Below are 24,492 nucleotides of genomic sequence, written 5' to 3'. Positions count from 1 at the left end.
GTTTTATGATTGTGTTCCAATCTGACGAATACGTCTTAATTGTTATCGCTGCTGAATCCTGCATTTAACAGTTCAGCCAAGTTAGCCGTTGCTTCATCCGCACTAACTTGTGGAGCTTCCACAACATCGTTCAGATGACGACGACGGATACGGTCTTGGTGATACGCAAAACCAGTACCTGCTGGGATCAAACGACCCACAATAACGTTTTCTTTCAGACCACGCAGTTCGTCGCGTTTACCTGCAACGGCTGCTTCTGTCAGTACGCGTGTTGTTTCTTGGAACGATGCTGCTGAGATGAAGGATTCTGTTGCCAGAGATGCCTTCGTGATACCCAATAGGTCGCGATCGAACTTAGCTGGGATTTTACCATCCAGCTCAAGTTTACGGTTAGAAACTTTAACACGTGAGTACTCGACCTGCTCGCCTTCAAGGAACTCAGAACTTCCCGCATCAGCAATAGTCACCTTACGCAGCATCTGACGAACGATAACTTCAATGTGTTTATCGTTAATCTTAACGCCTTGTAAACGGTAAACTTCCTGAACTTCGTTAGTGATATAACGTGTCACTGCATGTACACCACGCAGACGCAAGATATCATGTGGCGACTCAGGGCCATCAGAAATTACATCACCGCGTTCAACGATCTCACCTTCAAATACGTTGAGCTGACGCCATTTAGGGATCATCTCTTCATACGGATCAGAACCATCCATCGGTGTAATTACCAGACGACGTTTACCTTTGGTCTCTTTACCGAAGGAAACAATACCGCTGATCTCAGCCAAAATAGCTGGCTCTTTCGGACGACGCGCTTCAAACAGGTCAGCAACGCGAGGTAGACCACCCGTGATATCTTTAGTTCCCACAGATTCTTGTGGAATACGTGCTAAGGTATCACCGACGTTGATAGCGATGCCATCATCTAACTGAACAATTGCCTTACCTGGTAAGAAATACTGAGCAGGCATGTCGGTGTTAGGGATCAGAACATCGTTACCATTCGCATCAACAACACGAAGTGCTGGACGTAAATCTTTACCACCACTCGTACGCTCTGCTGTATCCAGAACAACGATTGAAGACAGACCGGTTAATTCATCCGTCTGACGCGTCATTGTTTGGCCATCAAGCATGTCTGAGAAGCGAATAATACCGGATACTTCACTGACAACTGGCATGGTATGTGGATCCCAGTTAGCAACGGTTTCACCGCCAGTAACTGCCGCGCCATCGCCTTTAGTCAGGTGCGCACCGTAAGGTACTTTATAGCTCTCTTTAGTACGACCGAACTCATCAATCAGGCGCAATTCGGTATTACGTGAAGTAATAACCAGTTTGCCTTCTGAGTTAGTCACAAATTTCGCGTTAACCAGTTTTAGTGTACCTGGGTTACGAACTTGGATGCTAGATTCTGCTGCCGCACGAGATGCCGCACCACCGATGTGGAACGTACGCATCGTCAACTGTGTACCTGGTTCACCGATTGACTGTGCCGCGATAACCCCGATAGCTTCACCTTTGTTGATGATATGACCACGAGCAAGGTCACGACCATAACAGTGAGCACATACACCGAAGTCAGTTTCACAGCTAACGACTGAACGGACTTTAACGCTGTCGACAGAATTTTCTTCTAAAAGGTCACACCATTTTTCGTGTAGCAACGTATTACGTGGAACCAGAATGTCCGCAGTACCTGGGATCAGAATATCTTCTGCCGTCACACGACCCAATACACGCTCACGCAGTGGTTCTTTAACATCACCACCCTCGATAACCGGGGTCATCAAGATACCTTCGTGTGTACCACAATCGTCTTCAGTCACCACCAAGTCCTGAGCAACGTCAACGAGACGACGAGTCAGATAACCGGAGTTCGCTGTTTTCAATGCCGTATCCGCAAGACCTTTACGAGCACCGTGCGTAGAAATAAAGTACTGGAGAACGTTCAGACCTTCACGGAAGTTTGCCGTGATTGGTGTTTCGATGATTGAGCCATCTGGCTTAGCCATCAGACCACGCATACCGGCTAGCTGACGAATCTGAGCAGCAGAACCACGAGCACCGGAGTCGGCCATCATAAAGATACTGTTGAAAGAAACCTGCTGTTCTTCTTCACCGTCGCGGTTAATCACCGTTTCAGTAGACAGGTTTTCCATCATCGCTTTAGCAACACGTTCGTTAGCCGCAGCCCAGATATCGATAACTTTGTTGTAACGTTCGCCTGCTGTCACCAGACCAGACTGGAACTGTTCCTGAATTTCTGCAACTTCTGCTTCGGCTTCGGCGATGATCCCTGCTTTTTTCTCAGGAATAACCATATCGTCGATACCAACCGATGCACCAGAACGTGCCGCATAGGCAAAACCGGTATACATGATTTGGTCAGCAAAAATAACCGTAGGTTTCAGACCCAGAACACGGTAACAAGTGTTCAGCATTTTAGAGATCGCTTTTTTACCTAACGCTTGGTTAACCAGCGAGTAAGGCAGACCTTTCGGCACGATCATCCACAGAATTGCACGACCAACAGTAGTATCAACCATACTGGTGTTAATCGTAATGTTACCTTCACCGTCTTTCACTTCTTCAGTGATACGGACTTTAACACGGGCATGCAGTGAAGCATGGCCAGAACGGTAAACACGCTCAGCTTCTTTAGGGCCGGCCAGAACCATCCCTTCGCCTTTCGCGTTTACACAGTCACGAGTCATGTAATAGAGACCCAATACAACGTCCTGTGAAGGAACGATGATAGGCTCACCACTCGCTGGTGACAGGATGTTGTTGGTTGACATCATCAACGCACGCGCTTCTAACTGAGCTTCCAGAGTTAGAGGAACGTGTACCGCCATTTGGTCACCATCGAAGTCGGCGTTATATGCCGCACACACCAGAGGGTGCAACTGGATCGCTTTACCTTCGATCAAAATAGGTTCAAAGGCTTGGATACCCAAACGGTGAAGTGTTGGCGCACGGTTCAGCATAACTGGGTGTTCACGGATAACTTCATCCAAGATATCCCATACTACCGCTTCTTCACGCTCAACCATTTTCTTCGCAGCTTTGATGGTTGTTGCCAGACCACGGAGTTCCAATTTGCCATAGATGAATGGTTTGAATAACTCAAGAGCCATTTTCTTAGGCAGACCACACTGATGCAGACGCAGGTATGGACCGACAGTGATAACCGAACGACCTGAGTAGTCAACACGCTTACCAAGCAAGTTCTGACGGAAACGACCTTGTTTACCTTTGATCATATCAGCCAAAGATTTCAGAGGACGTTTATTAGAACCGGTAATTGCACGACCGCGACGACCGTTATCTAACAGAGCATCGACCGCTTCTTGTAACATACGTTTTTCGTTACGTACGATGATGTCTGGCGCAGCCAGATCCAGAAGACGTTTCAGACGGTTGTTACGGTTGATCACACGACGGTAAAGATCGTTCAGATCCGATGTTGCAAAACGGCCACCGTCGAGTGGAACTAATGGACGCAGATCAGGTGGTAGAACTGGCAGAACATTCAAGATCATCCATTCTGGTTTGTTACCAGACTGAATAAATGCTTCTAACAGTTTAATACGCTTAGTCAGCTTCTTACGTTTAGTTTCAGAGTTCGTTTCGTTCAACTCTTCACGTAACGTTTCACACTCGTTCTCAAGATCGAGGTTTTTCAGCAGACCTTGGATTGCTTCCGCACCCATTTTCGCGTCAAATTCGTCACCGAACTCTTCCAGCGCATCTAAGTATTGCTCTTCTGTCAGAATCTGTGAGCGTTCAAGGCTAGTCATACCACCTTCAACAACCACGTAGGATTCAAAGTACAGAACACGCTCGATATCACGCAAAGGCATATCAAGTAGCAAACCGATACGGGATGGCAATGATTTTAAGAACCAGATATGAGCTGTCGGAGAAGCAAGTTCAATATGACCCATGCGCTCACGACGAACTTTAGTCTGGGTGACTTCAACGCCACATTTCTCACAAATCACACCACGGTGTTTTAAACGTTTGTACTTACCGCACAGACATTCGTAGTCTTTTACTGGCCCGAAAATACGCGCACAGAAAAGGCCGTCACGCTCAGGCTTGAACGTACGGTAGTTAATGGTTTCTGGCTTTTTCACTTCACCGAATGACCATGAACGGATCATATCAGGCGATGCCAGAGCAATTTTGATCGCATCAAACTCTTCGGTCTTGGTTTGCGCTTTCAGAAACTTAATTAAGTCTTTCACAAAATGGCTCCTGTCGGAGTTAGACCTGTCAGGTGAGAGGCCCCTGCCTCTCTCCCCTAATCCCAGTACTTATACTGGCCGGAAGGCTAAACCTAGCCTTCCGGTACAAACGAATTACTCGTCTTCCAGTTCGATGTTGATACCCAGTGAGCGGATTTCTTTCAACAATACGTTGAAGGACTCCGGCATGCCAGGTTCCATCTGATGGTTGCCATCGACGATGTTTTTATACATCTTCGTACGGCCGTTAACGTCATCCGACTTAACCGTTAGCATCTCTTGGAGTGTATAGGCTGCACCATATGCTTCCAGTGCCCACACTTCCATCTCCCCGAAACGCTGACCACCGAACTGAGCTTTACCACCCAACGGTTGCTGAGTAACCAAGCTGTAAGAACCAGTAGAACGGGCGTGCATTTTATCGTCAACCAAGTGGTTCAGTTTCAGCATATACATGTAACCAACCGTTACCTGACGCTCAAACTTCTCACCTGTACGGCCGTCGAACAATGTAATCTGACCTGAAGTTGGCAGACCACCCAATTTCAATAGTTCTTTAATTTCAATCTCTTTTGCACCATCGAACACTGGTGTTGCGATTGGCATACCTTTTTTCAGGTTTTCAGCCAGACGCATAACTTCTTCGTCAGAGAAAGTATTCAAATCTACTTTCTGGCGAGGGTCATCACCAAGATCGTAGGCTTTCTGGATGAACTCACGCAGTTTGGCGACATCTTGCTGCTGTTTAAGCATAGCATTAATTTTATCACCAATACCTTTCGCAGCCATACCCAAGTGGGTTTCCAGAATCTGACCGATGTTCATACGCGATGGTACGCCCAGCGGGTTCAGAACGATGTCTACAGGGTTACCGTTTTCATCGTAAGGCATATCTTCAACTGGGTTGATTTTTGAGATAACACCTTTGTTACCATGGCGACCCGCCATTTTATCACCCGGTTGGATCTGACGTTTAACGGCCAGATAAACCTTAACAATTTTCAGTACGCCTGGTGCCAAGTCATCACCTTGAGTGATCTTACGGCGTTTAGCATCCAGTTTCTTCTCGAACTCAGATTTCAGTTCATCGTACTGCTCAGCTAATTGTTCTAACTGATTTTGCTTCTCTTCATCAGCCAGAGAAAGCTCTAACCAACGATCGCGAGGCAATTTATCCAGTTTCTCAGCTTCAATACCGCCGTTAACCAGCACAGAGCGGATACGCGCAAACAAACCTGCTTCGAAAATACGTAACTCTTCCGTTAAGTCTTTCTTCGCTTCACGTAACTGAGTTTCTTCAATCTCTAGCGCACGTTTGTCTTTTTCTACACCATCACGGGTGAAGACTTGTACGTCAATGACGGTACCGGAAACACCGTTAGGTACACGCAGAGAAGAGTCTTTAACGTCAGATGCTTTCTCACCAAAGATAGCGCGCAGCAGTTTCTCTTCTGGTGTCAGTTGGGTTTCACCTTTCGGTGTCACTTTACCAACTAGGATATCGCCACCTTTAACTTCAGCGCCGATATACACAATCCCAGACTCATCGAGTTTAGAAAGTGCAGCTTCACCAACGTTAGGAATATCAGCCGTAATTTCTTCAGGCCCCAGTTTTGTGTCACGAGACACACAAGAGAGTTCCTGAATATGAATCGTTGTGAAACGGTCTTCTTGAACAACACGCTCAGAAACAAGGATGGAGTCTTCGAAGTTATAACCATTCCATGGCATAAATGCCACGCGCATGTTTTGGCCAAGAGCCAATTCACCGAGGTCAGTTGAAGGACCGTCAGCTAACACGTCACCACGTTCAACTGGCTCACCTAAAGATACACAAGGCATCTGGCTAATACAGGTGTTCTGGTTAGAACGGGTATATTTAGTCAGGTTATAGATATCGATACCAGCTTCACCTGGATACATCTCATCTTCATTAACTTTAATAACGATACGAGAAGCATCAACGTACTGAACAGTACCGCCACGTTTCGCAACAGCCGTTACCCCTGAGTCAACCGCTACTGCACGTTCCATACCTGTACCGACTAAAGGTTTATCAGCACGTAAAGTTGGAACCGCCTGACGTTGCATGTTTGCACCCATCAATGCACGGTTAGCATCATCGTGTTCAAGGAATGGAATCAGTGACGCACCAACAGAAACGACCTGCTGAGTCGAAACGTCCATATATTCAACTTGATCACGGCTGAACAAGCTTGATTCACCATGGTTACGGCAAGTGATCAGCTCTTCAACAAAGCTACCATCTTCCGCTAATACGGTGTTTGCCTGAGCGATGATGAAGTTACCTTCTTCAATGGCAGACAAGTAATGAATTTCATCAGTAACAAGGCCATCACGCACTAAGCGATAAGGTGTTTCAAGGAAACCGTACTCGTTTGTCTGAGCATACACAGACAAGGAGTTGATCAGACCGATGTTCGGACCTTCAGGGGTTTCGATTGGACAAACACGACCATAGTGAGTTGGGTGTACGTCACGTACCTCAAAGCCCGCACGTTCACGAGTCAGACCACCTGGGCCCAACGCTGAGATACGACGTTTGTGCGTAATTTCAGACAGTGGGTTGTTTTGGTCCATAAACTGAGAAAGCTGGCTGGAACCAAAGAACTCTTTCACTGCCGCAGAAATTGGCTTCGCGTTGATCATATCTTGTGGTACTAATGCATCAAGGTCACCCAGAGAAAGACGCTCTTTCACTGCACGCTCAACACGGACCAGACCAACACGGAATTGGTTTTCTGCCATCTCACCAACAGAACGAATACGACGGTTACCTAAGTGGTCAATATCATCGACTTCGCCTTTACCGTTACGGATATCGATGAGTTTACGCATAACATCAATGATGTCTTCTTCACTCAGGATACCAGAACCTTCGATTTCATCGCGGCCCAGTGAACGGTTAAACTTCATGCGACCAACAGCTGATAGATCATAACGATCTTCTGAGAAGAACAGGTTATCGAACAAGTTCTCAGCAGCTTCACGTGTTGGTGGCTCACCAGGACGCATCATACGGTAGATTTCTACCAACGCGCTCAGGCGGTCATTCGTTGGATCGACACGCAGCGTTTCAGAAATGTAAGCACCGTGGTCTAAGTCGTTGGTAAACAATGTTTCAATTGTTTTATGACCCGCTTGGCTCAGACGTGCCAACATATCCAATGAAAGTTCCATGTTAGCTGCGCAAATCAGCTCACCTGTACTTTCATCAATGTAATCTCTTGCGACCACTTTACCAGCGATGTACTCAACAGGCACTTCGATGCTGTTGACTTCTTCTTTTTCTAGTAAGCGGATATGACGAGCAGTGATACGACGGCCTTTTTCAACATACACTTTGCCGTTTGCTTCAATATCAAAAGAAGCGGTCTCACCACGCAGACGCTCAGGAACTAGCGTCATCATCAGTTTGTTATCGCGGATTTGGAAAACAGTTTTCTCGAAGAACAAATTCAAGATGTCTTCAGTGCTGTAATCCATTGCACGTAGAATAATGGTCGCAGGTAATTTACGGCGACGGTCGATACGTACAAACAGGTTATCTTTCGGATCGAATTCGAAATCAAGCCATGAACCACGGTAAGGGATAATACGCGCGTTATACAGGACTTTACCTGAAGAGTGTGTTTTCCCTTTATCGCTGTCGAAGAAGACACCAGGACTACGGTGTAACTGAGAAACGATAACACGCTCAGTACCGTTGATAACGAAGGTTCCGTTTTCAGTCATGAGTGGAATTTCACCCATGTAGACTTCTTGCTCTTTGATGTCTTTTACGGTGCCTTCTGGTGCTTCACGCTCATAAACAATGAGGCGCAGCTTAACACGCAGTGGTGCAGAGTATGTGACGCCACGAATTTGACATTCTTTAACATCAAATACAGGCTCACCCAGACGATAGCTGACGTATTGCAGTTCAGCATTACCGCTGTAGCTCTGAATAGGAAACACAGAACGGAAAGCTGCTTCCAGCCCGTTCTGACCATCAGGATCTTGCTCGATAAACTTCTGGAACGAGTCAAGTTGGATAGAAAGGAGATAAGGTACATCCAAAACTTGTGGACGTTTACCAAAATCCTTACGAATACGTTTTTTCTCGGTATAGGAGTAAACCATAGGGTTCCTCAGCTCGCTGATCAGTGACCCACTCTGTCCGTCCATAAGGACAGCATCGATAACGCTATTTTTTGAAATGGAAAATGAACACTTTCCGTAATACTCATTGCTATTACTCTTAAATCATTTCATTGTGCCACTCTGACTACCGAGCTACCCGAGCGGGTCGTAGCTGAGAACACAGTATATTAAGTCGTCAATAGAAAGAAGTATTGGAGGGTTTGTTAACATCAAAATTGCGTGAAAAAGCTGTTAACACCCAATCACGCTTTACAGCGCAAAAAGGCTGGTGATTAAAAAATCACCAGCCATCAGCCTTTAAGTTAGGCTGCAAACTGAAAGCTGAACTTATTTAAGCTCAACAGAAGCGCCTGCTTCTTCAAGAGATTTTTTCAGAGCTTCAGCTTCGTCTTTGCTAGCACCTTCTTTGATGGTTGCTGGCGCAGATTCTACCATATCTTTAGCTTCTTTCAGACCCAGACCGGTCGCACCGCGAACTGCTTTGATAACAGCAACTTTGTTACCGCCAACAGAAGCCAGAACAACGTCGAACTCAGTTTTTTCTTCAGCAGCTTCAGCAGCAGCACCTGGAGCAACAGCAACAGCCGCAGCAGCAGAAACGCCGAATTTTTCTTCCATCATAGTGATCAGTTCAACAACGTCCATTACAGACATTTCAGCAACTGCGTCAAGGATTTGGTCTTTAGTGATAGACATAACAAGTGTTCCTAAAATTCAGAAATAGTTTATACGTTAAAAAGCAACGAAGGAAAGGGCTTATGCAGCTTCTTTCTGATCGCGCAGAGCAGCCAGAGTGCGAACCAGTTTGCCTGCAGCGGCTTCTTTCATGGTTGCCATCAGGCGTGCGATTGCTTCTTCGTAAGTTGGGAGTGTTGCCAGACGATCGATATCTTTAGCCTGGATTAACTCACCTTCAAAGGCCGCAGCTTTAATCTCAAATGCTGGATTCGCTTTCGCGAACTCTTTGAACAGACGAGCAGCAGCGCCCGGATGTTCGTTAGAGAAAGCAATCAAGGTTGGACCAACAAACGCGTCTTTCAGGACTTCATAAGAAGTTCCTTCAACAGCACGGCGAATCAGCGTGTTACGAACAACACGGATGTAAACGCCAGCTTCGCGACCTGCTTTACGCAGTTCAGTCATTTTTGCTACAGTTACGCCGCGTGAATCAGCAACAACTGCAGAAAGCGCGCCTTTGGCTACTTCGCTGACTTCAGCAACAATCGCTTGTTTGTCTTGAAGATTTAGTGCCATTAGCTTCTTGCTCCTGGATTAACCGGGAAACCCCGGGGACTCACATCACTCAAACACGACATGTGTTGAGCGCTAAAACACGGTGAGCAGAAGCCAGAATAAAATTCTTGGTATCTCTGTCACCGTCTACGCAGGTAGATTAAGTATCGCTACACCTGCGGTCTTGGACGGGGTCTGGAAAGGCCAGACTCCATACCGAAATTTGTGGTTTATTGATACTAATAACAGTACGAATAAACTCAAGGCGTCAGATTTTATACAAATCTGACGCAAAGGTAAAGTTTAATTACTAAAAGTATTAGTATTAAACTGCTGCTGATAGACCAGCTTGGTCAATAGCAACACCTGCACCCATGGTAGTAGACAGGCTAACTTTCTTGATATACACGCCTTTAGCAGAAGCTGGTTTTGCTTTTTTCAGCGCGATCAGCAGTGCTTCTAGGTTTTCTTTCAGTTTGTCAGCATCAAAGTCAACTTTACCGATAGTGGTGTGGATGATACCGTTCTTGTCGTTACGGTAACGAACCTGACCCGCTTTAGCGTTTTGAACTGCTTCAGCAACGTTAGGTGTTACAGTACCTACTTTCGGGTTTGGCATCAGGCCGCGTGGACCCAGGATTTGACCTAATTGGCCAACAACGCGCATTGCATCTGGAGAAGCAATAACAACGTCAAAATCCATTTCACCAGCTTTGATTTTGTCAGCCAGATCGTCCATACCAACCAGCTCAGCACCTGCTGCTTTAGCAGCTTCTGCGTTTGCGCCTTGAGTAAAGACAGCAACGCGAACTGAACGGCCAGTACCGTGTGGCAGTACAGTTGCACCACGTACGTTCTGGTCAGATTTACGAGCGTCGATGCCAAGGTTAACAGCAACGTCAACGCTTTCGACGAATTTAGCAGTCGCTAATTCTTTCAGCAGAGCAACGGCTTCGTTGATGTCATACTGTTTAGTTGCATCAACTTTTTCACGGATATTGCGCATGCGCTTATTCAGTTTAGCCATTGATTAGTCCTCCACAACCAGGCCCATGGAACGAGCAGTACCTTCGATTGAACGCATCATAGCGTCAATGTCAGCACCAGTCATGTCCGCAGCTTTAGTTTCAGCGATTTCGCGAATCTGAGCAGAGGTCACTTTACCCACTTTGTCTTTGTTCGGCTTACCAGAACCAGACTTAACGCCAGCTGCTTTTTTCAGCAGAACAGCAGCAGGTGGAGTTTTCGTAACGAAAGTGAAAGAACGGTCTGCATAAACAGTGATAACAACAGGAATTGGTAAACCTTTTTCCATGCTGTCTGTTTTTGCGTTGAACGCTTTACAGAATTCCATGATGTTCACACCTTGTTGACCCAGTGCTGGACCAACCGGTGGGCTTGGGTTAGCCATACCAGCTGCAACTTGCAGCTTAACGTAGGCTTGTACTTTCTTAGCCATGAATATTTCCTCTAGATGGGTGATAGCGCCTAGCGATTAGGCTCCCCGTTAATTAACGCCCCTCGCAACTGACTAAACACGTGTGCGAGGCGCAAAAAACAAAAGGCGCGAAATTGTAGTCAAATTTCACACCTTTTGCAAGCCAGTTTTTGTCGTTAAAGTTATACTTTTTCGACCTGACTGAAATCCAATTCGACTGGTGTCGCACGGCCAAAGATTGAAACCGAGACTTTCAAGCGGCTCTTTTCATAATCCACTTCTTCGACAACACCATTAAAGTCAGCAAATGGACCATCGCTAACGCGAACCATTTCACCTGGCTCAAACAATGTTTTCGGACGTGGTTTATCGCCAACTTGTTGCAGACGATTCATAATCGCGTCGACTTCTTTATCACTAATTGGTGCTGGACGATCCGACGTTCCGCCGATGAACCCCATAACACGTGGTACGCTACGTACTAAGTGCCATGAGTCATCATTCATTACCATTTGAACTAATACATAGCCTGGAAAAAACTTACGTTCACTTTTACGGCGCTGACCACTACGGATCTCAACAACTTCTTCTGTTGGTACCATGACTTCGCCGAAAGAGTCTTCCATACCGTGTAATTTGATATGTTCACGCAAAGACTGCGCTACGCGACCTTCAAAACCAGAGAAAGCCTGAATGACATACCAGCGCTTTTTAGGTGAATCTGACATTTAGAATAACCTCAGGCTTGTAATAAATGAAACTAAACGCACTAGGATACCATCTAATCCCCACAGTATTAATGACATAACAGCCGTTACTGCGGCAACAATCAAAGTCGTTTGTAATGCTTCTTGGCGAGTTGGCCAAATCACTTTTCGCATTTCAATGCGAGCTTCACGCGCAAACGCTAATGTTTGTTTGCCCTTTGTAGTCCACAAAGCGACAGCACCTGCAATGGCGACAACAGCCACAACAGCAAAAGCACGCAGCGCGAGATTATATTGACGGAAGTAATAGTTGCCAACTATAGCAATCAGTAGCAGGACAGCAACAACGACCCACTTAAAGATGTCTACACTGCGTCCACTTCCTTGAGCTTCGCTATTCGCACTCATAATTCAACCTGTTACCATGAAGTATGTATAAAGCCTGTGCCCTACCAATGAAGGCAAACAGACCGAACCAATAGAATATGCCAACATATCCCTTATGTACTACGAGCCGAGCTTGCTAAGTCAAACAAGGAGAATTGTTGACAACGCCTACGAAACTCAAAGAGCAGTCAACTAGCAAAAGGCGATGATGTGCTCACTCGCTATTCCGTAGGTAAATTTAAGGCATGCTCAACAAATTTTTTGCCGCGATTATTATGAAAATTAATTTCTAAATGCGGCAGCAGTAAAATATACCATATCTTCTGAGCAAAACCTTAATAAATCTCATATAACTGCATAAAGCTAATGATGCAGTTGCTATATTCGTTGCATCAGAGCCTATCTCACCAATAATTTCCACAACCATTGATGAGATAGGTTCTTAATTTTACAACGTTATACCCTTCATAGTTTAAAATATTGCATGGTGATGGCTCAAATCGCTATCGCGTCGCGACATTTTACACTATTGAGGCATTGAGATAACTCAAGATAACCAATTGATTAATAATATATTACTTGAATTATTTTGAGTATAAAAAGGGCATCTTAAAGATGCCCTTTTTACTAAAGTGGGTTGTTATTATGCAATGATTTTTGCAACAACACCCGCACCTACAGTACGGCCACCTTCACGGATTGCGAAACGCAAACCATCATCCATCGCGATTGGGTGGATCAGGGTAACTTTCATGTTGATGTTGTCACCTGGCATTACCATCTCTACGCCTTCTGGCAGTTCGATAGTACCGGTTACGTCAGTTGTACGGAAGTAGAACTGTGGACGGTAGCCTTTGAAGAATGGAGTGTGACGACCACCTTCATCTTTGCTCAGGATATAAACTTCTGATTCGAAAGTAGTGTGTGGCTTGATTGAACCTGGTTTCGCCAGAACTTGACCACGTTCGATTTCTTCACGCTTAGTACCACGCAGAAGAACACCAACGTTCTCACCTGCACGACCTTCGTCTAGAAGCTTACGGAACATTTCAACACCAGTACAAGTGGTTTTCGCGGTCTCTTTGATACCAACGATTTCAACTTCTTCACCCACTTTGATGATACCACGCTCAACACGGCCTGTTACTACTGTACCACGACCAGAGATTGAGAATACGTCTTCGATTGGCAGCAGGAATGGCTTGTCAATTGCACGCTCTGGCTCTGGAATGTAGCTGTCCAGTGCTTCTGCTAATTCAACAATTTTCGCTTCCCACTCTGGGTTGCCTTCCAGCGCTTTCAGAGCTGAACCACGGATAACTGGAGTGTCATCGCCTGGGAAATCGTACTGAGACAGAAGCTCACGAACTTCCATTTCAACTAGCTCTAACAGCTCTTCGTCGTCTACCATGTCACATTTGTTCAGGAAAACGATGATGTAAGGAACACCAACCTGACGACCTAACAGGATGTGCTCACGAGTTTGTGGCATTGGGCCATCAGTTGCAGCAACAACCAGGATTGCACCATCCATCTGCGCAGCACCGGTGATCATGTTTTTAACATAGTCGGCGTGTCCTGGGCAGTCTACGTGTGCGTAGTGGCGAGTTGGTGTATCGTACTCTACGTGAGAAGTAGAGATGGTGATACCACGCGCTTTTTCTTCTGGTGCGTTATCGATTTGATCGAATGCACGAGCGCTACCGCCGTAAGTTTTTGCCAGAACAGTAGTGATTGCTGCTGTCAGGGTAGTTTTACCGTGGTCAACGTGGCCGATTGTACCAACGTTAACGTGCGGTTTGGAACGTTCAAATTTTTCTTTAGACACGACTCTATTCCTTATGGAGTTCCCTCTTCACTATAAAGAGGGAACTTAATTAAAGTAGTTAAATCGATTAAAACCGATTACTTAGCGTTACGAGCTTCGATAACAGCTTGTGCAACGTTGTTAGGTGCTTCATTGTACTTCAAGAACTCCATTGAGTATGAAGCACGACCTTGAGTTTGTGAACGCAGGTCTGTAGCGTAACCGAACATTTCTGACAATGGTACTTGTGCACGAACAACTTTACCAGTTGCCATGTCATCCATACCTTCAATCAGACCACGGCGACGGTTCAAGTCACCAATAACGTCACCCATGTAGTCTTCTGGTGTTTCCACCTCAACTTTCATGATTGGCTCAAGCAGAACAGGTTTAGCTTTTTTGAAGCCATCTTTAAACGCGATTGATGCCGCCAGTTTAAATGCCAGTTCAGATGAGTCAACATCATGGTAAGAACCGAAATGCAGACGAATACCCATGTTAACAACAGGATAACCAGCCAGTGGGCCAGATTTCAACTGCTCTTGGATACCTTTGTCAACCGCAGGGATGTATTCACCAGGGATTACACCACCTTTGATTTCGTTGACAAATTCGTAGTCCATAGGAACGCCGTCTTTATCATTTTTGTCAAGTGGGTACATATCGATAACCACATGACCGTACTGACCACGACCACCAGACTGTTTCGCGTGTTTACCTTCGATGTCTGTCACTTTAGCAGTGATAGCTTCACGGTAAGCAACTTGTGGTTTACCAACGTTCGCTTCAACTTTAAATTCGCGACGCATACGGTCAACCAGAACGTCCAAGTGCAATTCACCCATACCAGCGATGATGGTTTGACCCGTTTCTTCATCACTTGATACGCGGAATGATGGATCTTCTTGAGCCAAACGACCCAATGCGATACCCATTTTTTCTTGGTCAGCTTTAGTTTTTGGTTCAATTGCAACAGAGATTACTGGCTCTGGGAATTCCATACGTTCTAGGATGATTGGCGCTTCAACAGCACACAGAGTATCACCTGTAGTTACGTCTTTCAGACCGATAGCTGCCGCGATGTCACCAGCGCGAACTTCTTTAATCTCTTCACGCTTGTTAGCGTGCATCTGAACGATACGACCAAAACGTTCTTTCTTAGATTTAACTGGGTTCAGAACCGTATCACCTGAGTTAACAAAACCAGAGTAAACACGGAAGAACGTCAGGTTACCAACGAACGGGTCAGTTGCAATTTTAAATGCTAAAGATGAGAACGGCTCATCATCACTTGCGTGACGTTCAGCTGGCGTATCTTTACCATCGTCCAGAATACCATTGATTGCAGGTACATCTGTTGGTGAAGGTAAGAACTCGATAACTGCATCCAGCATTGCCTGAACACCTTTGTTCTTAAATGCAGAACCACAGGTAACTAGGATAATTTCGCTTGCAAGAACGCGTTGACGAAGAGCAGCTTTGATTTCTTCTTCAGACAGTTCATCACCGCCTAAATATTTTTCCATCAGTTCTTCTGATGCTTCAGCAGCAGATTCAACTAGGAAGTTATGCCATTCTTCAGCTTGATCTTGCATATTCGCAGGGATATCTTCGTATTCGAAGGTAACGCCTTGATCTTCATCGCTCCACTTGATCGCTTTCATTTTGATCAAGTCAACAACACCAGTGAAGCCTTCTTCTGCACCAACTGGTAATTGAAGTGGAACTGGGTTTGCAGCCAGACGTGTTTTTAATTGTTCAACAACACGCAGGAAGTTTGCACCCATACGGTCCATTTTGTTAACGAACGCGATACGTGGAACTTTATATTTGTTAGCTTGACGCCATACAGTTTCAGACTGTGGCTGAACACCACCAACAGCACAGTAAACCATAACTGCACCATCAAGAACACGCATAGAACGTTCTACTTCGATAGTGAAGTCAACGTGTCCTGGGGTGTCAATAATGTTGATACGGTGTGGCTCAAACTGTTTTGCCATACCGGACCAGAATGCTGTAGTCGCAGCAGACGTGATAGTAATACCACGCTCTTGCTCCTGTTCCATCCAGTCCATTGTTGCAGAACCTTCGTGGGTTTCACCAATTTTATGGTTTACACCTGTATAGAACAGAATACGTTCAGAAGTTGTTGTTTTACCGGCGTCGATGTGTGCACTGATACCGATGTTACGATAGCGTGATATGGGCGTTTGACGGGCCATTTTTTCCTCTCTCGTGGGCGTTCAATTCATCATATAAAGGGTAGCGGAAGGCTACCCTAAGAAGCATCACTAATGCGGTGAAATTACCAGCGGTAGTGAGCGAACGCCTTGTTAGCTTCTGCCATACGGTGAACGTCTTCACGTTTCTTAACAGCAGAACCTTTGTTCTCAGCTGCATCCGATAATTCGTTTGCCAGGCGCAGAGCCATTGACTTATCACCGCGTTTACGAGCAGCATCAACGATCCAACGCATTGCCAGAGCATTACGACGAACCGGACGAACTTCTACAGGAACTTGGTAAGTAGAACCACCAACACGGCGGGATTTAACTTCCACAGTCGGACGCACGTTATCCAGTGCGAGTTCGAATGCATCAAGTTCAGTCTTACCAGAACGCTGAGCCAGGGTCTCAAGCGCGTTATATACGATTGCTTCAGCAGTAGATTTTTTCCCGTCTACCATCAGGATGTTCACAAATTTGGCCAGTAATTCTGATCCGAACTTAGGATCTGGAAGAATTTTACGTTGACCAATTACGCGACGACGTGGCATGGATATTACTCCGTTGTTAATTCAGGTTTGCCCAAAACTCTATTAGAGTATTTTGACATTAAGATTAAAAATGTTTGGCCTTACTTAACGGAGAACCATTAAGCCTTAGGTTTCTTAGCACCGTATTTAGAACGGCCTTGTTTACGGTCTTTAACACCAGAACAGTCCAGTGCACCGCGAACGGTGTGATAACGCACACCTGGCAAGTCTTTAACACGACCGCCACGGATCAGGATTACGGAGTGTTCCTGCAAGTTGTGGCCTTCACCACCGATGTAAGAAGAAACTTCATAACCGTTAGTTAAACGAACACGGCACACTTTACGTAGTGCTGAGTTTGGTTTTTTAGGAGTGGTAGTATATACACGAGTACATACGCCACGTTTTTGCGGGCAAGCTTCCAGTGCTGGAACGTTGCTTTTAACAACTTTCGAGCTACGTGATTTGCGTACCAGCTGATTAATAGTTGCCATTATTAAAAAAGCTCCTGGTTTTTTTTGCTTCGTAAACACGGATTTCGACCTCGTTCGCCAACATGACGATACACGAGGACGCGAAATTTTATTGCTGACTGGCTCAGGTGTCAAGAAATATACAACTTTTAACGCTTTTATAGGGCAAAATGTTGTTTATGGCTCACAGTTAGCTGAACAAAATCGCGATATGAAGCTAAAGAGACCTGTTCTGATAGCATATTCTGCAAACCTCGAGCATTGACATCTGCATCTAACGCATAGATTTGTGCACCTTTTTTTTGCAGTTCACAAAGATGAGTGGATTGATGAATGGCAGCAATAACGCCATCTTGTAACAATAATACCGCATCATCCGGCGTGATCAGTCGTAGAAACGCGGTGAGATCACAGTGAAAAGGTGACTTTGCTATAGTATAAAGCATAGAAAAGATCCTACAACAGATCAAAATTTAAGCACAACATCATATTCGGATAATTTATCGCGAATTTGTGTCGAATTGATGACATTTACCTCAACGACCCACTCACTATTTTCGCAAATCCCTCTTTCTTTTAGTGAATCCGCACACACGAAAATATTATTGATATCGTAAAGTGGCAAAATTTTAAACGTGGAAATATAGTCTCTCGCTAAAATTTCTTTTGGATTTTGATTAGCAAGTAACTGGCAGACACCATCTGAAAGGAAAAAAACATCAATATCTTCAGTGAGTGCCGATGTGGCAAGTAGCGCATCTAGCCCTTCTCGACCACTTGCATTTCCGTGAGGCATGGAAGTAAAAACAAAGGCAAACTTTTTCATATATCCACTAAATGATGCAAAGCGTTGCTAAACCGCCCCCCACAACCGGCTGAATTTGAGTTTACTCAGGTCGCCATGATGAAGGGGGGTGAATCGCATAATAAATTGGTTTTAAAAACGAATGGTTCTATCCGCTGTTATCATCGCCTCAGCTAAACTTCCGAGCCCACTCATCATAAAACCCTCTCCTAAATTGCTAACGGCAAGTGATAAAAGCTCAGCCTGTTCTTTATCCACTACCCCGCGGCGCAACGCGGCAGAAACACAAACATGCATTTCACAACCCGATTTTATCGCTAATTGCTGCCATGCTTTCACTAAATTGAATTCATCATTGGCAGGTGACGTTAGCGCATTCGCATTCGTCACACCTTCACTGTAAAAAAAGAGCGTTTTTAAGCAATGCCCTTCCTCAAGAAGTGCATTCGCAAATTGGTAAGCACTGGCTGCTTGCTGTGTACCATAAGCGGGTCCAGTAACTAGCAAGCAGTATGTGAGAGATTGTTTACTCATTCCCCACTCTTAAACTGGCGAATATAGAGATACACGGTATGTTTAGAGATATTTAAGCGGTCAGCCACCTGGTTAATGGCATCTTTAATATCAAAAATACCTTTTTCATACAGATTAAGTACAACTTGTTTATTTTTCGCATTGTTCGACACATTACGATCGGCCCCCACCTCTTCAATCGTAAATTCTAATGTCTGAGCCACCAAATCGTCGACGGAAGAGGCAAAGTTAACATCTGAAGTCACATCTTGTTTTTCTTCAGGCACAAAGCTTTTAATAATCTCTGAAAATGGCACATCTAAATTCATATTAATGCACAAAAGGCCTATCACGCGTTGATTGCGGTTACGAATGGCAATCGTAACCGATTTCATCAGGTCGCCACTTTTCGCTTTCGTAAAATAGGCTTTTGAAACATTTGATTCTTCATCCGCCATATCGTGAAGCATACGCAATGCAAGATCCGTAATAGGTGAACCAATTTGACGTCCAGTATGTTGCCCGTTGGCTATTCTGACGGCTGAACATTTTAAATCTTCCAGAGAGTGAAGAACGATTTCACAATGTGCACCTATCAACATAGCTAAGCCATCTACGGCAGCTTCGTACGATTTTAGAATTTCATGATCAGTCTGAGTAAAAGGCTCATTATTTAATAAATTAATATCATTATGATCATTTGAAAGTACTGAGTTAGACATTTTTAAACACCATCCTTCAAGTGTACGAAAAATCGCCTTACTGACTCATGAAGCGTTAATTGTTGGAGGCTTTTATACTCGTCATATTTCAAGTTGCGACATTGCTGGCGACGTTCAATCGCACTAGTTGTATAGTTTCCTATATGCCTAGCGAGTCATTCACTTGCCGCCCTGCTGCACCTCGAATTATTTAGTGTATAGCTTCATTGCATATGTTTGGTCAGCAAATGTGGCGATAAATAATTAGGTCGAATACAGTGAAGTTAAAACTACGAGGCGCCGCCGTCAAGCAATTGCATGCAAGAGAGTTTGTCTTATCACAAGTTTTCAGCAAAATAAGCATTATTTTTAACACATAATCCATCAACTAATGCCAAATAAGCTTATGGGTCCCTTTTCTTAAATATATAAGAGTTATCAATAAATTAATTATTATATTTTGCTTAACTCTTTTTTTGAAGAAAATACGTTGATCACGCCTTAACGTAAAAAACCCAGACATCGCTGGGTTTTTTATGACAACTTAACAATTATTATTTTGCTTCTGGCTTGATGTCTAATAGTTCAACATCAAATACCAGTGTGGAGTTAGCAGGAATTCCTGGAACACCATTTTCACCGTATGCCAGTTCCGCTGGGATCACGAGCTGGATTTTGCCGCCTTTCTTCACATTAACCAGACCTTCTGTCCAACCTTTAATCACTGAATTCAGTGGGATGGTCAGAGGCTCATTACGTGAATATGAGCTATCAAATTCAGTACCATCCGTCAGCATACCTTTATAGTGAACGACAACGGTATCATCTGCTTTAGGTTTAGCACCTGTACCTTCTTTTTCAATTTTGTACAGTAGGCCTGACTTAGTTTTCACTACGCCTTTTTCTTTCGCGTATTTTTCACGATACTCAGCACCTGCTTTTTCATTCGCAGCTGACTCATCTTTCATTTTTTTCTCAGCCGCTTGTTTAACTTGGCCTTCAAACTGGCGTAGCGTCTCTTCAACTTCTGCATCCGTCATTTTACTTTTGTTGTTGAAGGCATCTTGAACACCAGCAAGCAACTGAGCTTTGTCTAGATTGATACCAATCGCTTTTTGCTCTTCCAATGAGTTTTGCATATAGCGGCCCAAAGACGCGCCTAATGCATAGGCATTACGCTCTTCGGCTGATTTAAATGCGCTACTTGTTGGCGCTTTAGCAGTGGTCTCAGCCGCCATAACTTGAGGGGCTCCAAAAGCCAATGCTAATGTCGTTGCCAGAAGACTTGCCTTAAACAGTGATTTCATCCTAATCTCCGATATCTATTATAAGTATGCGTTGTTACTCACTTATTAAAATTCAGTGTAGAATAGTAAGCAACAGAATGACTACTTAGACAACATTAACAAAAAGAGGTTTCATCGCCTATCTCTTTAACTAAAACTTATCTATTGATTTGTAATGTTCAGTTATTATGATGGCTTTTTTATGATAAAAAGCCATAAGGGGCTCCAAAATGGATTCATTTGACGCTTTTGAACAACGCCTTGAGCTTTTAGAAAGCAAAGTGGCTTTTCAAGAAATTACGATAGAACAACTTAACCAAGTGATTACCGACCAACAAATGCAGTTGTCCAAGTTACAAGAGCACATACGTATTGTGGCAGAGCGATTAAAATCATCTCAATCTTCTCACCTCGCAAGGCCAGAAGAAGAGACACCTCCTCCACATTACTAATTCGTTATCAACTTCAGACGCAAAAAAGGAAAGCCAGCGCTTTCCTTTTTTTGTTATTTAACCACTTAGTGGCAACCACAACCGCCGTGTTTGTGGCCATGGCCGTGACCTTCACCGCCACCACAACAACCGCCAGCATCACCATGGCTATGGTCGTGACCATGACCGCCGCCACAGCAACCACCTTCATGGTCGTGATCGTGGCCATTTGCACCGTGAACATGACCATGAGCCAATTCTTCTTCGGTGGCTTCACGAATCGCGATGATCTCAACATTAAATTTCAAGTTTTGACCCGCTAACATGTGGTTACCATCGACGATGACTTCATCACCTTCAATACCGGTAATTTCAACTGGCACCGGTCCCATATCTGTATCTGCCAAGAAGCGCATACCAACTTGCAGTTCTTCAACGCCCATGAACACATCTTTTGGAACACGTTGAACTAAGTTTTCGTCGTATTGACCGTATGCGTCATCAGAGGCGACTTCAACATCAAAGTGATCACCTACAGCACGACCTTCCAACGCTTTTTCCAGACCAGAAATTAAAGAACCACGGCCATGTAGATAGTCGAGTGGCGCATTTGCCGGGGACTCATCAACTAAAACACCGTCTTCTGTTCTTACTTGATAAGCCAAGCTGACTACCAAATCGTTTGCTACTTTCATGACATCTCCTACAACCCATAGAGGGGAAAAATTTTGCTAATTGTACCGGAAAACAAAACAGCTGTATTGAGAATTGACAAAATTCTCTTATTCAGGCGTAAAAATTCCGATCACTTGCTCTTGTTTTCTCACATGAGGAGTCGCACTATCATCAACTTGGCGCTGCTGATCCCCACAATTAACGCACTCAACAACATCAATTTGATCTTCACGCCACATCATGAGGGTGTCTTGTGATTGACATTTAGGGCAGATTGCCCCTGCAATAAACCGCTTACGTGTTGACGACATTAATCTATCCTTTATTTATCATGATTCCAGCTATGTGGCTGGCGATGTTCTCTGAGCATCTCTTTTTCGAACAACTCATTTAACTCTCGGCGCGCTTCTTTAACACGGGAAATTTGGCCGCTATCACCTTCATTTTCTGGGATTATCTCCCGTAATACTCGCATATCCAATCGTCGAAAATGCTGTTTGGCGCGATAGGCTTTATGCGGGTGCATGCCTGTACTAATGAGTGCTTTACTCCCCAACTCTAATGCGCTGGAAAAGGTTTCACGACTAAAATCGGTGACGCCACGCTGCAATAATTCATGCGCCTCAACGCGCCCTTTTGCTCGAGCAATAATATGTAGGTTTGGAAAGTTTTCTTGACATAATTGCACGATTTCCATCACCTCTTCAGGAACGTCACTCGTAATGACAATCGCTTTCGCTTTCTCGGCTCCCGCTGAACGCAATAGTTGTAGCTCACGCGCATCACCATAATAAACGGTATAACCATAACGACGCATGGTGCTAATTGCCGTGACATCCTGCTCAAGAACCGTAATTTTCACTTTATTAGCCATTAGTAAGCGACCAACAACTTGGCCCATGCGCCCAAAGCCAACTAAAATCACATGGGGATCATTGTCTTCAACGAATGGTTTTTCATGGGAAACAGGCTGGCGATTATAACGATAATTCAAATAGGCATCGATCAATTGCATCACAAGTGGTGTCGTCATCATCGATAACGTGACGACCACTAGCAGTAAATCCATCTGCCTTTCATCAATCACACTGGCACCCGATGCCGTCGCAAAAATAACAAACGCAAACTCACCACCTTGGCTTAATACGCCAGAAAATTGCGCTCTAGCGCCATTGCGTAATCGCTCTATCCAACTGAGGGTGTACAGCACTAGAGCCTTCACCGAGACTAAGACCAGAACACCGAATAAAACTTGTGGAAGATATGACCAGAGTATTTGTAAATTTAGCGACATACCCACTGAGATAAAAAAGAGTCCCAGCAATAAACCTTTAAATGGCTCAATATTAATTTCTAACTCATGGCGAAATTCTGTTTCAGCGAGCATCACTCCCGCCATAAAAGTTCCGAGCGCCATGGAGAAGCCGAGGCTTTCCATAATAAGCGCAGAACCAAGCACAACCAACAGTGCTGCCGCGGTAAAAATCTCATGGACACCTGATTTTGCCGCCAGACGGAACATCGGGCGTAATAAGTAACGTCCCACCACCCAAAGGCCTGCAAATGCAGCAACCTTCAAGCCAATACGATACCAATCACTGCTCGCGGTATCACCAGCCAATAATGGGATTAATGCCATTATTGGGATCACGGCCATATCTTGGAATAACAATACCGAGAACCCTAACTGCCCGCTCTCTTTATTGGACATGCCCTTTTCATTCATGAGCTGCAAAGCCATTGCGGTTGATGACATTGCCATACCTAGCCCGCCAACAACCGCAGCTTGCCAAGAGAATTTTGCTAAAAAAAGTAATCCCGCCATGATTGCGGCCGTGACGACAACTTGTGCTGTCCCAACGCCAAAAATGGAACGACGTAACTCCCAGAGTTTCGATGGCTTCAGTTCTAAGCCAATTAAAAACATCAAAAATACAACGCCCATTTCCGAAAAATGGAGAATATCGTCAACGTTATGAATGAAACCAAAGACAAACGGTCCAATCATGATACCCGCTAATAGATACCCCAGCACCGCACCTAAACGAATTTTTTGGGCGATGGGCACCATGACGACCCCAGCACACAGGAACACGATGACAGCTTCAAAGATATCGAGTTGTCCCATTAGGAGAGGCCCCCTGTTTGTAATGGTTGTTGTAACCACTCACGGTACCCTGAGATGATCTGCTGTAAATGGTGTTTATCTTGCCTACGCGCAGCATAAATAATGTTGGGTTCTAACCATTGCATGTCACACATTGCCGCTGTCAGTTCGAAAGGACGTAAAATGTCGTTTAAGGGATAACGATTATAGCCTCCATATTGATAGGCTTCCTGAGGCTCTCCCGTAGTAATGACTGAGCGCCAATATTTCCCTTTTAATTTTTGATACCCCATATCTGTCGCAAAACGTCGCGTTAATACTCTATCAAACCACTCTTTTAATAATGCTGGGCAACTATAGGTATAGAGGGGATGCTGAAAGACAATGACGTCATATTGGCATAGCAGTTTTTGCTCTGCGGTCACATCAATAAAATAGTCAGGATAAGTCGCATACAGATCATGTACAGTCACATGGTCTAAATCTTTGACGGCTTCGAGCAAAGCTTTATTGGCGACGGATTCTTCAGGGTCAGGATGTGCGTAGAGCACTAATACTTTCAGCTTATTTGACATCTTTCCCTCCTCAAAGGCGTGTCAGACGGATAATTTTCCGTTACCATGCAGCTTGGATATCGCTTTTATTTTACACCTACACATTTTCGTATGGTCGTATACCAGCTGAAAATTCTAGGGTATTCACTGTATATACTCTTAATAATTCGAATTGCAGCGAGGCAGCAAGTGAATGA

The 24,492-nt window shown here is 44.7% G+C and carries 22 protein-coding genes; 1 reads left to right on the top strand and 21 read right to left on the bottom strand.

Features of this window, described 5'->3' with window-relative positions:
• Positions 1–35: 35 nt before the first annotated feature.
• The 17 genes from rpoC to fkpA all read right to left on the bottom strand — a co-directional run bounded on the left by rpoC (position 36) and on the right by fkpA (position 20,549).
• Positions 36–4,256 (bottom strand): DNA-directed RNA polymerase subunit beta', encoded by a 4,221-nt coding sequence (rpoC, locus tag M1F03_RS01770; protein WP_163860562.1) that lies wholly within the window; start codon positions 4,254–4,256, stop codon positions 36–38.
• Positions 4,257–4,370: 114 nt separating this feature from the next.
• Positions 4,371–8,399 (bottom strand): DNA-directed RNA polymerase subunit beta, encoded by a 4,029-nt coding sequence (gene rpoB, locus M1F03_RS01765; RefSeq protein ID WP_154624917.1) that lies wholly within the window; start codon positions 8,397–8,399, stop codon positions 4,371–4,373.
• A gap of 348 nt (positions 8,400–8,747) precedes the next feature.
• Complete coding sequence (gene rplL, locus M1F03_RS01760; RefSeq protein WP_004924778.1) at positions 8,748–9,116, bottom strand: 50S ribosomal protein L7/L12; 369 nt, start codon at positions 9,114–9,116, stop codon at positions 8,748–8,750.
• A 60-nt stretch (positions 9,117–9,176) separates the two neighbouring features.
• Positions 9,177–9,674, bottom strand: coding sequence for a 50S ribosomal protein L10 (rplJ, locus tag M1F03_RS01755; protein WP_004924776.1), 498 nt, complete (start codon positions 9,672–9,674; stop codon positions 9,177–9,179).
• 304 nt (positions 9,675–9,978) lie between these two features.
• A complete protein-coding gene (gene rplA, locus M1F03_RS01750; RefSeq protein WP_154624918.1) occupies positions 9,979–10,680 on the bottom strand; it encodes a 50S ribosomal protein L1 in 702 nt (233 codons plus the stop codon).
• A 3-nt stretch (positions 10,681–10,683) separates the two neighbouring features.
• A complete protein-coding gene (gene rplK / locus M1F03_RS01745) occupies positions 10,684–11,112 on the bottom strand; it encodes a 50S ribosomal protein L11 (protein WP_154624919.1) in 429 nt (142 codons plus the stop codon).
• 161 nt (positions 11,113–11,273) lie between these two features.
• The gene (nusG, locus tag M1F03_RS01740) at positions 11,274–11,819 is read right to left on the bottom strand and encodes a transcription termination/antitermination protein NusG (protein ID WP_154624920.1); all 546 of its coding nucleotides are present in this window, start codon (positions 11,817–11,819) and stop codon (positions 11,274–11,276) included.
• Entirely contained in the window at positions 11,820–12,206 is a 387-nt protein-coding gene (gene secE, locus M1F03_RS01735; protein ID WP_154624921.1) for a preprotein translocase subunit SecE, read from the bottom strand. It abuts the gene before it with no gap.
• Between the two features lie 622 nt (positions 12,207–12,828).
• Complete coding sequence (gene tuf, locus M1F03_RS01730; protein ID WP_154624778.1) at positions 12,829–14,013, bottom strand: elongation factor Tu; 1,185 nt, start codon at positions 14,011–14,013, stop codon at positions 12,829–12,831.
• Positions 14,014–14,090: 77 nt separating this feature from the next.
• Positions 14,091–16,217 (bottom strand): elongation factor G, encoded by a 2,127-nt coding sequence (gene fusA, locus M1F03_RS01725; RefSeq protein ID WP_154624192.1) that lies wholly within the window; start codon positions 16,215–16,217, stop codon positions 14,091–14,093.
• An 83-nt stretch (positions 16,218–16,300) separates the two neighbouring features.
• Positions 16,301–16,771, bottom strand: a complete 471-nt coding sequence (gene rpsG, locus M1F03_RS01720) for a 30S ribosomal protein S7 (protein WP_004262486.1) — start codon at positions 16,769–16,771, stop codon at positions 16,301–16,303.
• A gap of 98 nt (positions 16,772–16,869) precedes the next feature.
• Positions 16,870–17,244, bottom strand: coding sequence for a 30S ribosomal protein S12 (gene rpsL / locus M1F03_RS01715; RefSeq protein ID WP_163860560.1), 375 nt, complete (start codon positions 17,242–17,244; stop codon positions 16,870–16,872).
• Positions 17,245–17,381: 137 nt separating this feature from the next.
• Positions 17,382–17,669, bottom strand: coding sequence for a sulfurtransferase complex subunit TusB (gene tusB, locus M1F03_RS01710; protein WP_154624190.1), 288 nt, complete (start codon positions 17,667–17,669; stop codon positions 17,382–17,384).
• Positions 17,670–17,689: 20 nt separating this feature from the next.
• The gene (gene tusC / locus M1F03_RS01705) at positions 17,690–18,049 is read right to left on the bottom strand and encodes a sulfurtransferase complex subunit TusC (protein ID WP_163860559.1); all 360 of its coding nucleotides are present in this window, start codon (positions 18,047–18,049) and stop codon (positions 17,690–17,692) included.
• Between the two features lie 111 nt (positions 18,050–18,160).
• Positions 18,161–18,562 carry a sulfurtransferase complex subunit TusD gene (gene tusD / locus M1F03_RS01700; protein WP_154624188.1) on the bottom strand — a complete coding sequence of 134 codons (402 nt, stop codon included), beginning with the start codon at positions 18,560–18,562 and terminating at the stop codon, positions 18,161–18,163.
• Positions 18,559–19,263, bottom strand: coding sequence for a transcriptional regulator (locus M1F03_RS01695; protein ID WP_154624187.1), 705 nt, complete (start codon positions 19,261–19,263; stop codon positions 18,559–18,561). Before M1F03_RS01695 ends, tusD begins: the two co-directional genes overlap by 4 nt.
• Positions 19,264–19,796: 533 nt before the next feature.
• Positions 19,797–20,549: an FKBP-type peptidyl-prolyl cis-trans isomerase gene (gene fkpA, locus M1F03_RS01690; RefSeq protein ID WP_154623262.1), complete on the bottom strand. Its 753-nt coding sequence runs from the start codon at positions 20,547–20,549 to the stop codon at positions 19,797–19,799.
• Between the two features lie 209 nt (positions 20,550–20,758).
• Between fkpA and M1F03_RS01685 the strand changes: the two genes are divergently transcribed.
• Complete coding sequence (locus tag M1F03_RS01685; protein WP_154623261.1) at positions 20,759–20,980, top strand: SlyX family protein; 222 nt, start codon at positions 20,759–20,761, stop codon at positions 20,978–20,980.
• A gap of 65 nt (positions 20,981–21,045) precedes the next feature.
• On the opposite strand, the gene slyD is transcribed toward M1F03_RS01685, so the two are convergent.
• From slyD to kefG, 4 genes are all read right to left on the bottom strand, one after another.
• Complete coding sequence (slyD, locus tag M1F03_RS01680) at positions 21,046–21,654, bottom strand: peptidylprolyl isomerase (RefSeq protein WP_154623260.1); 609 nt, start codon at positions 21,652–21,654, stop codon at positions 21,046–21,048.
• Positions 21,655–21,741: 87 nt separating this feature from the next.
• Positions 21,742–21,945, bottom strand: a complete 204-nt coding sequence (locus tag M1F03_RS01675; RefSeq protein WP_154623259.1) for a YheV family putative zinc ribbon protein — start codon at positions 21,943–21,945, stop codon at positions 21,742–21,744.
• Between the two features lie 11 nt (positions 21,946–21,956).
• Positions 21,957–23,762: a glutathione-regulated potassium-efflux system protein KefB gene (gene kefB / locus M1F03_RS01670; protein ID WP_318840065.1), complete on the bottom strand. Its 1,806-nt coding sequence runs from the start codon at positions 23,760–23,762 to the stop codon at positions 21,957–21,959.
• On the bottom strand, positions 23,762–24,316 hold the full coding sequence (kefG, locus tag M1F03_RS01665; protein WP_154623257.1) for a glutathione-regulated potassium-efflux system ancillary protein KefG: 555 nt from the start codon (positions 24,314–24,316) through the stop codon (positions 23,762–23,764). The genes kefB and kefG overlap by 1 nt, the downstream gene beginning before the upstream one ends.
• Positions 24,317–24,492: the final 176 nt, after the last annotated feature.

Source organism: Providencia sp. PROV080, from assembly GCF_033688105.1.
In the GTDB taxonomy this organism is placed as follows: domain Bacteria; phylum Pseudomonadota; class Gammaproteobacteria; order Enterobacterales; family Enterobacteriaceae; genus Providencia; species Providencia zhejiangensis.
Note: the sequence above shows the minus strand (reverse complement) of the source record. Positions and strands in the feature narration are given on the sequence as shown.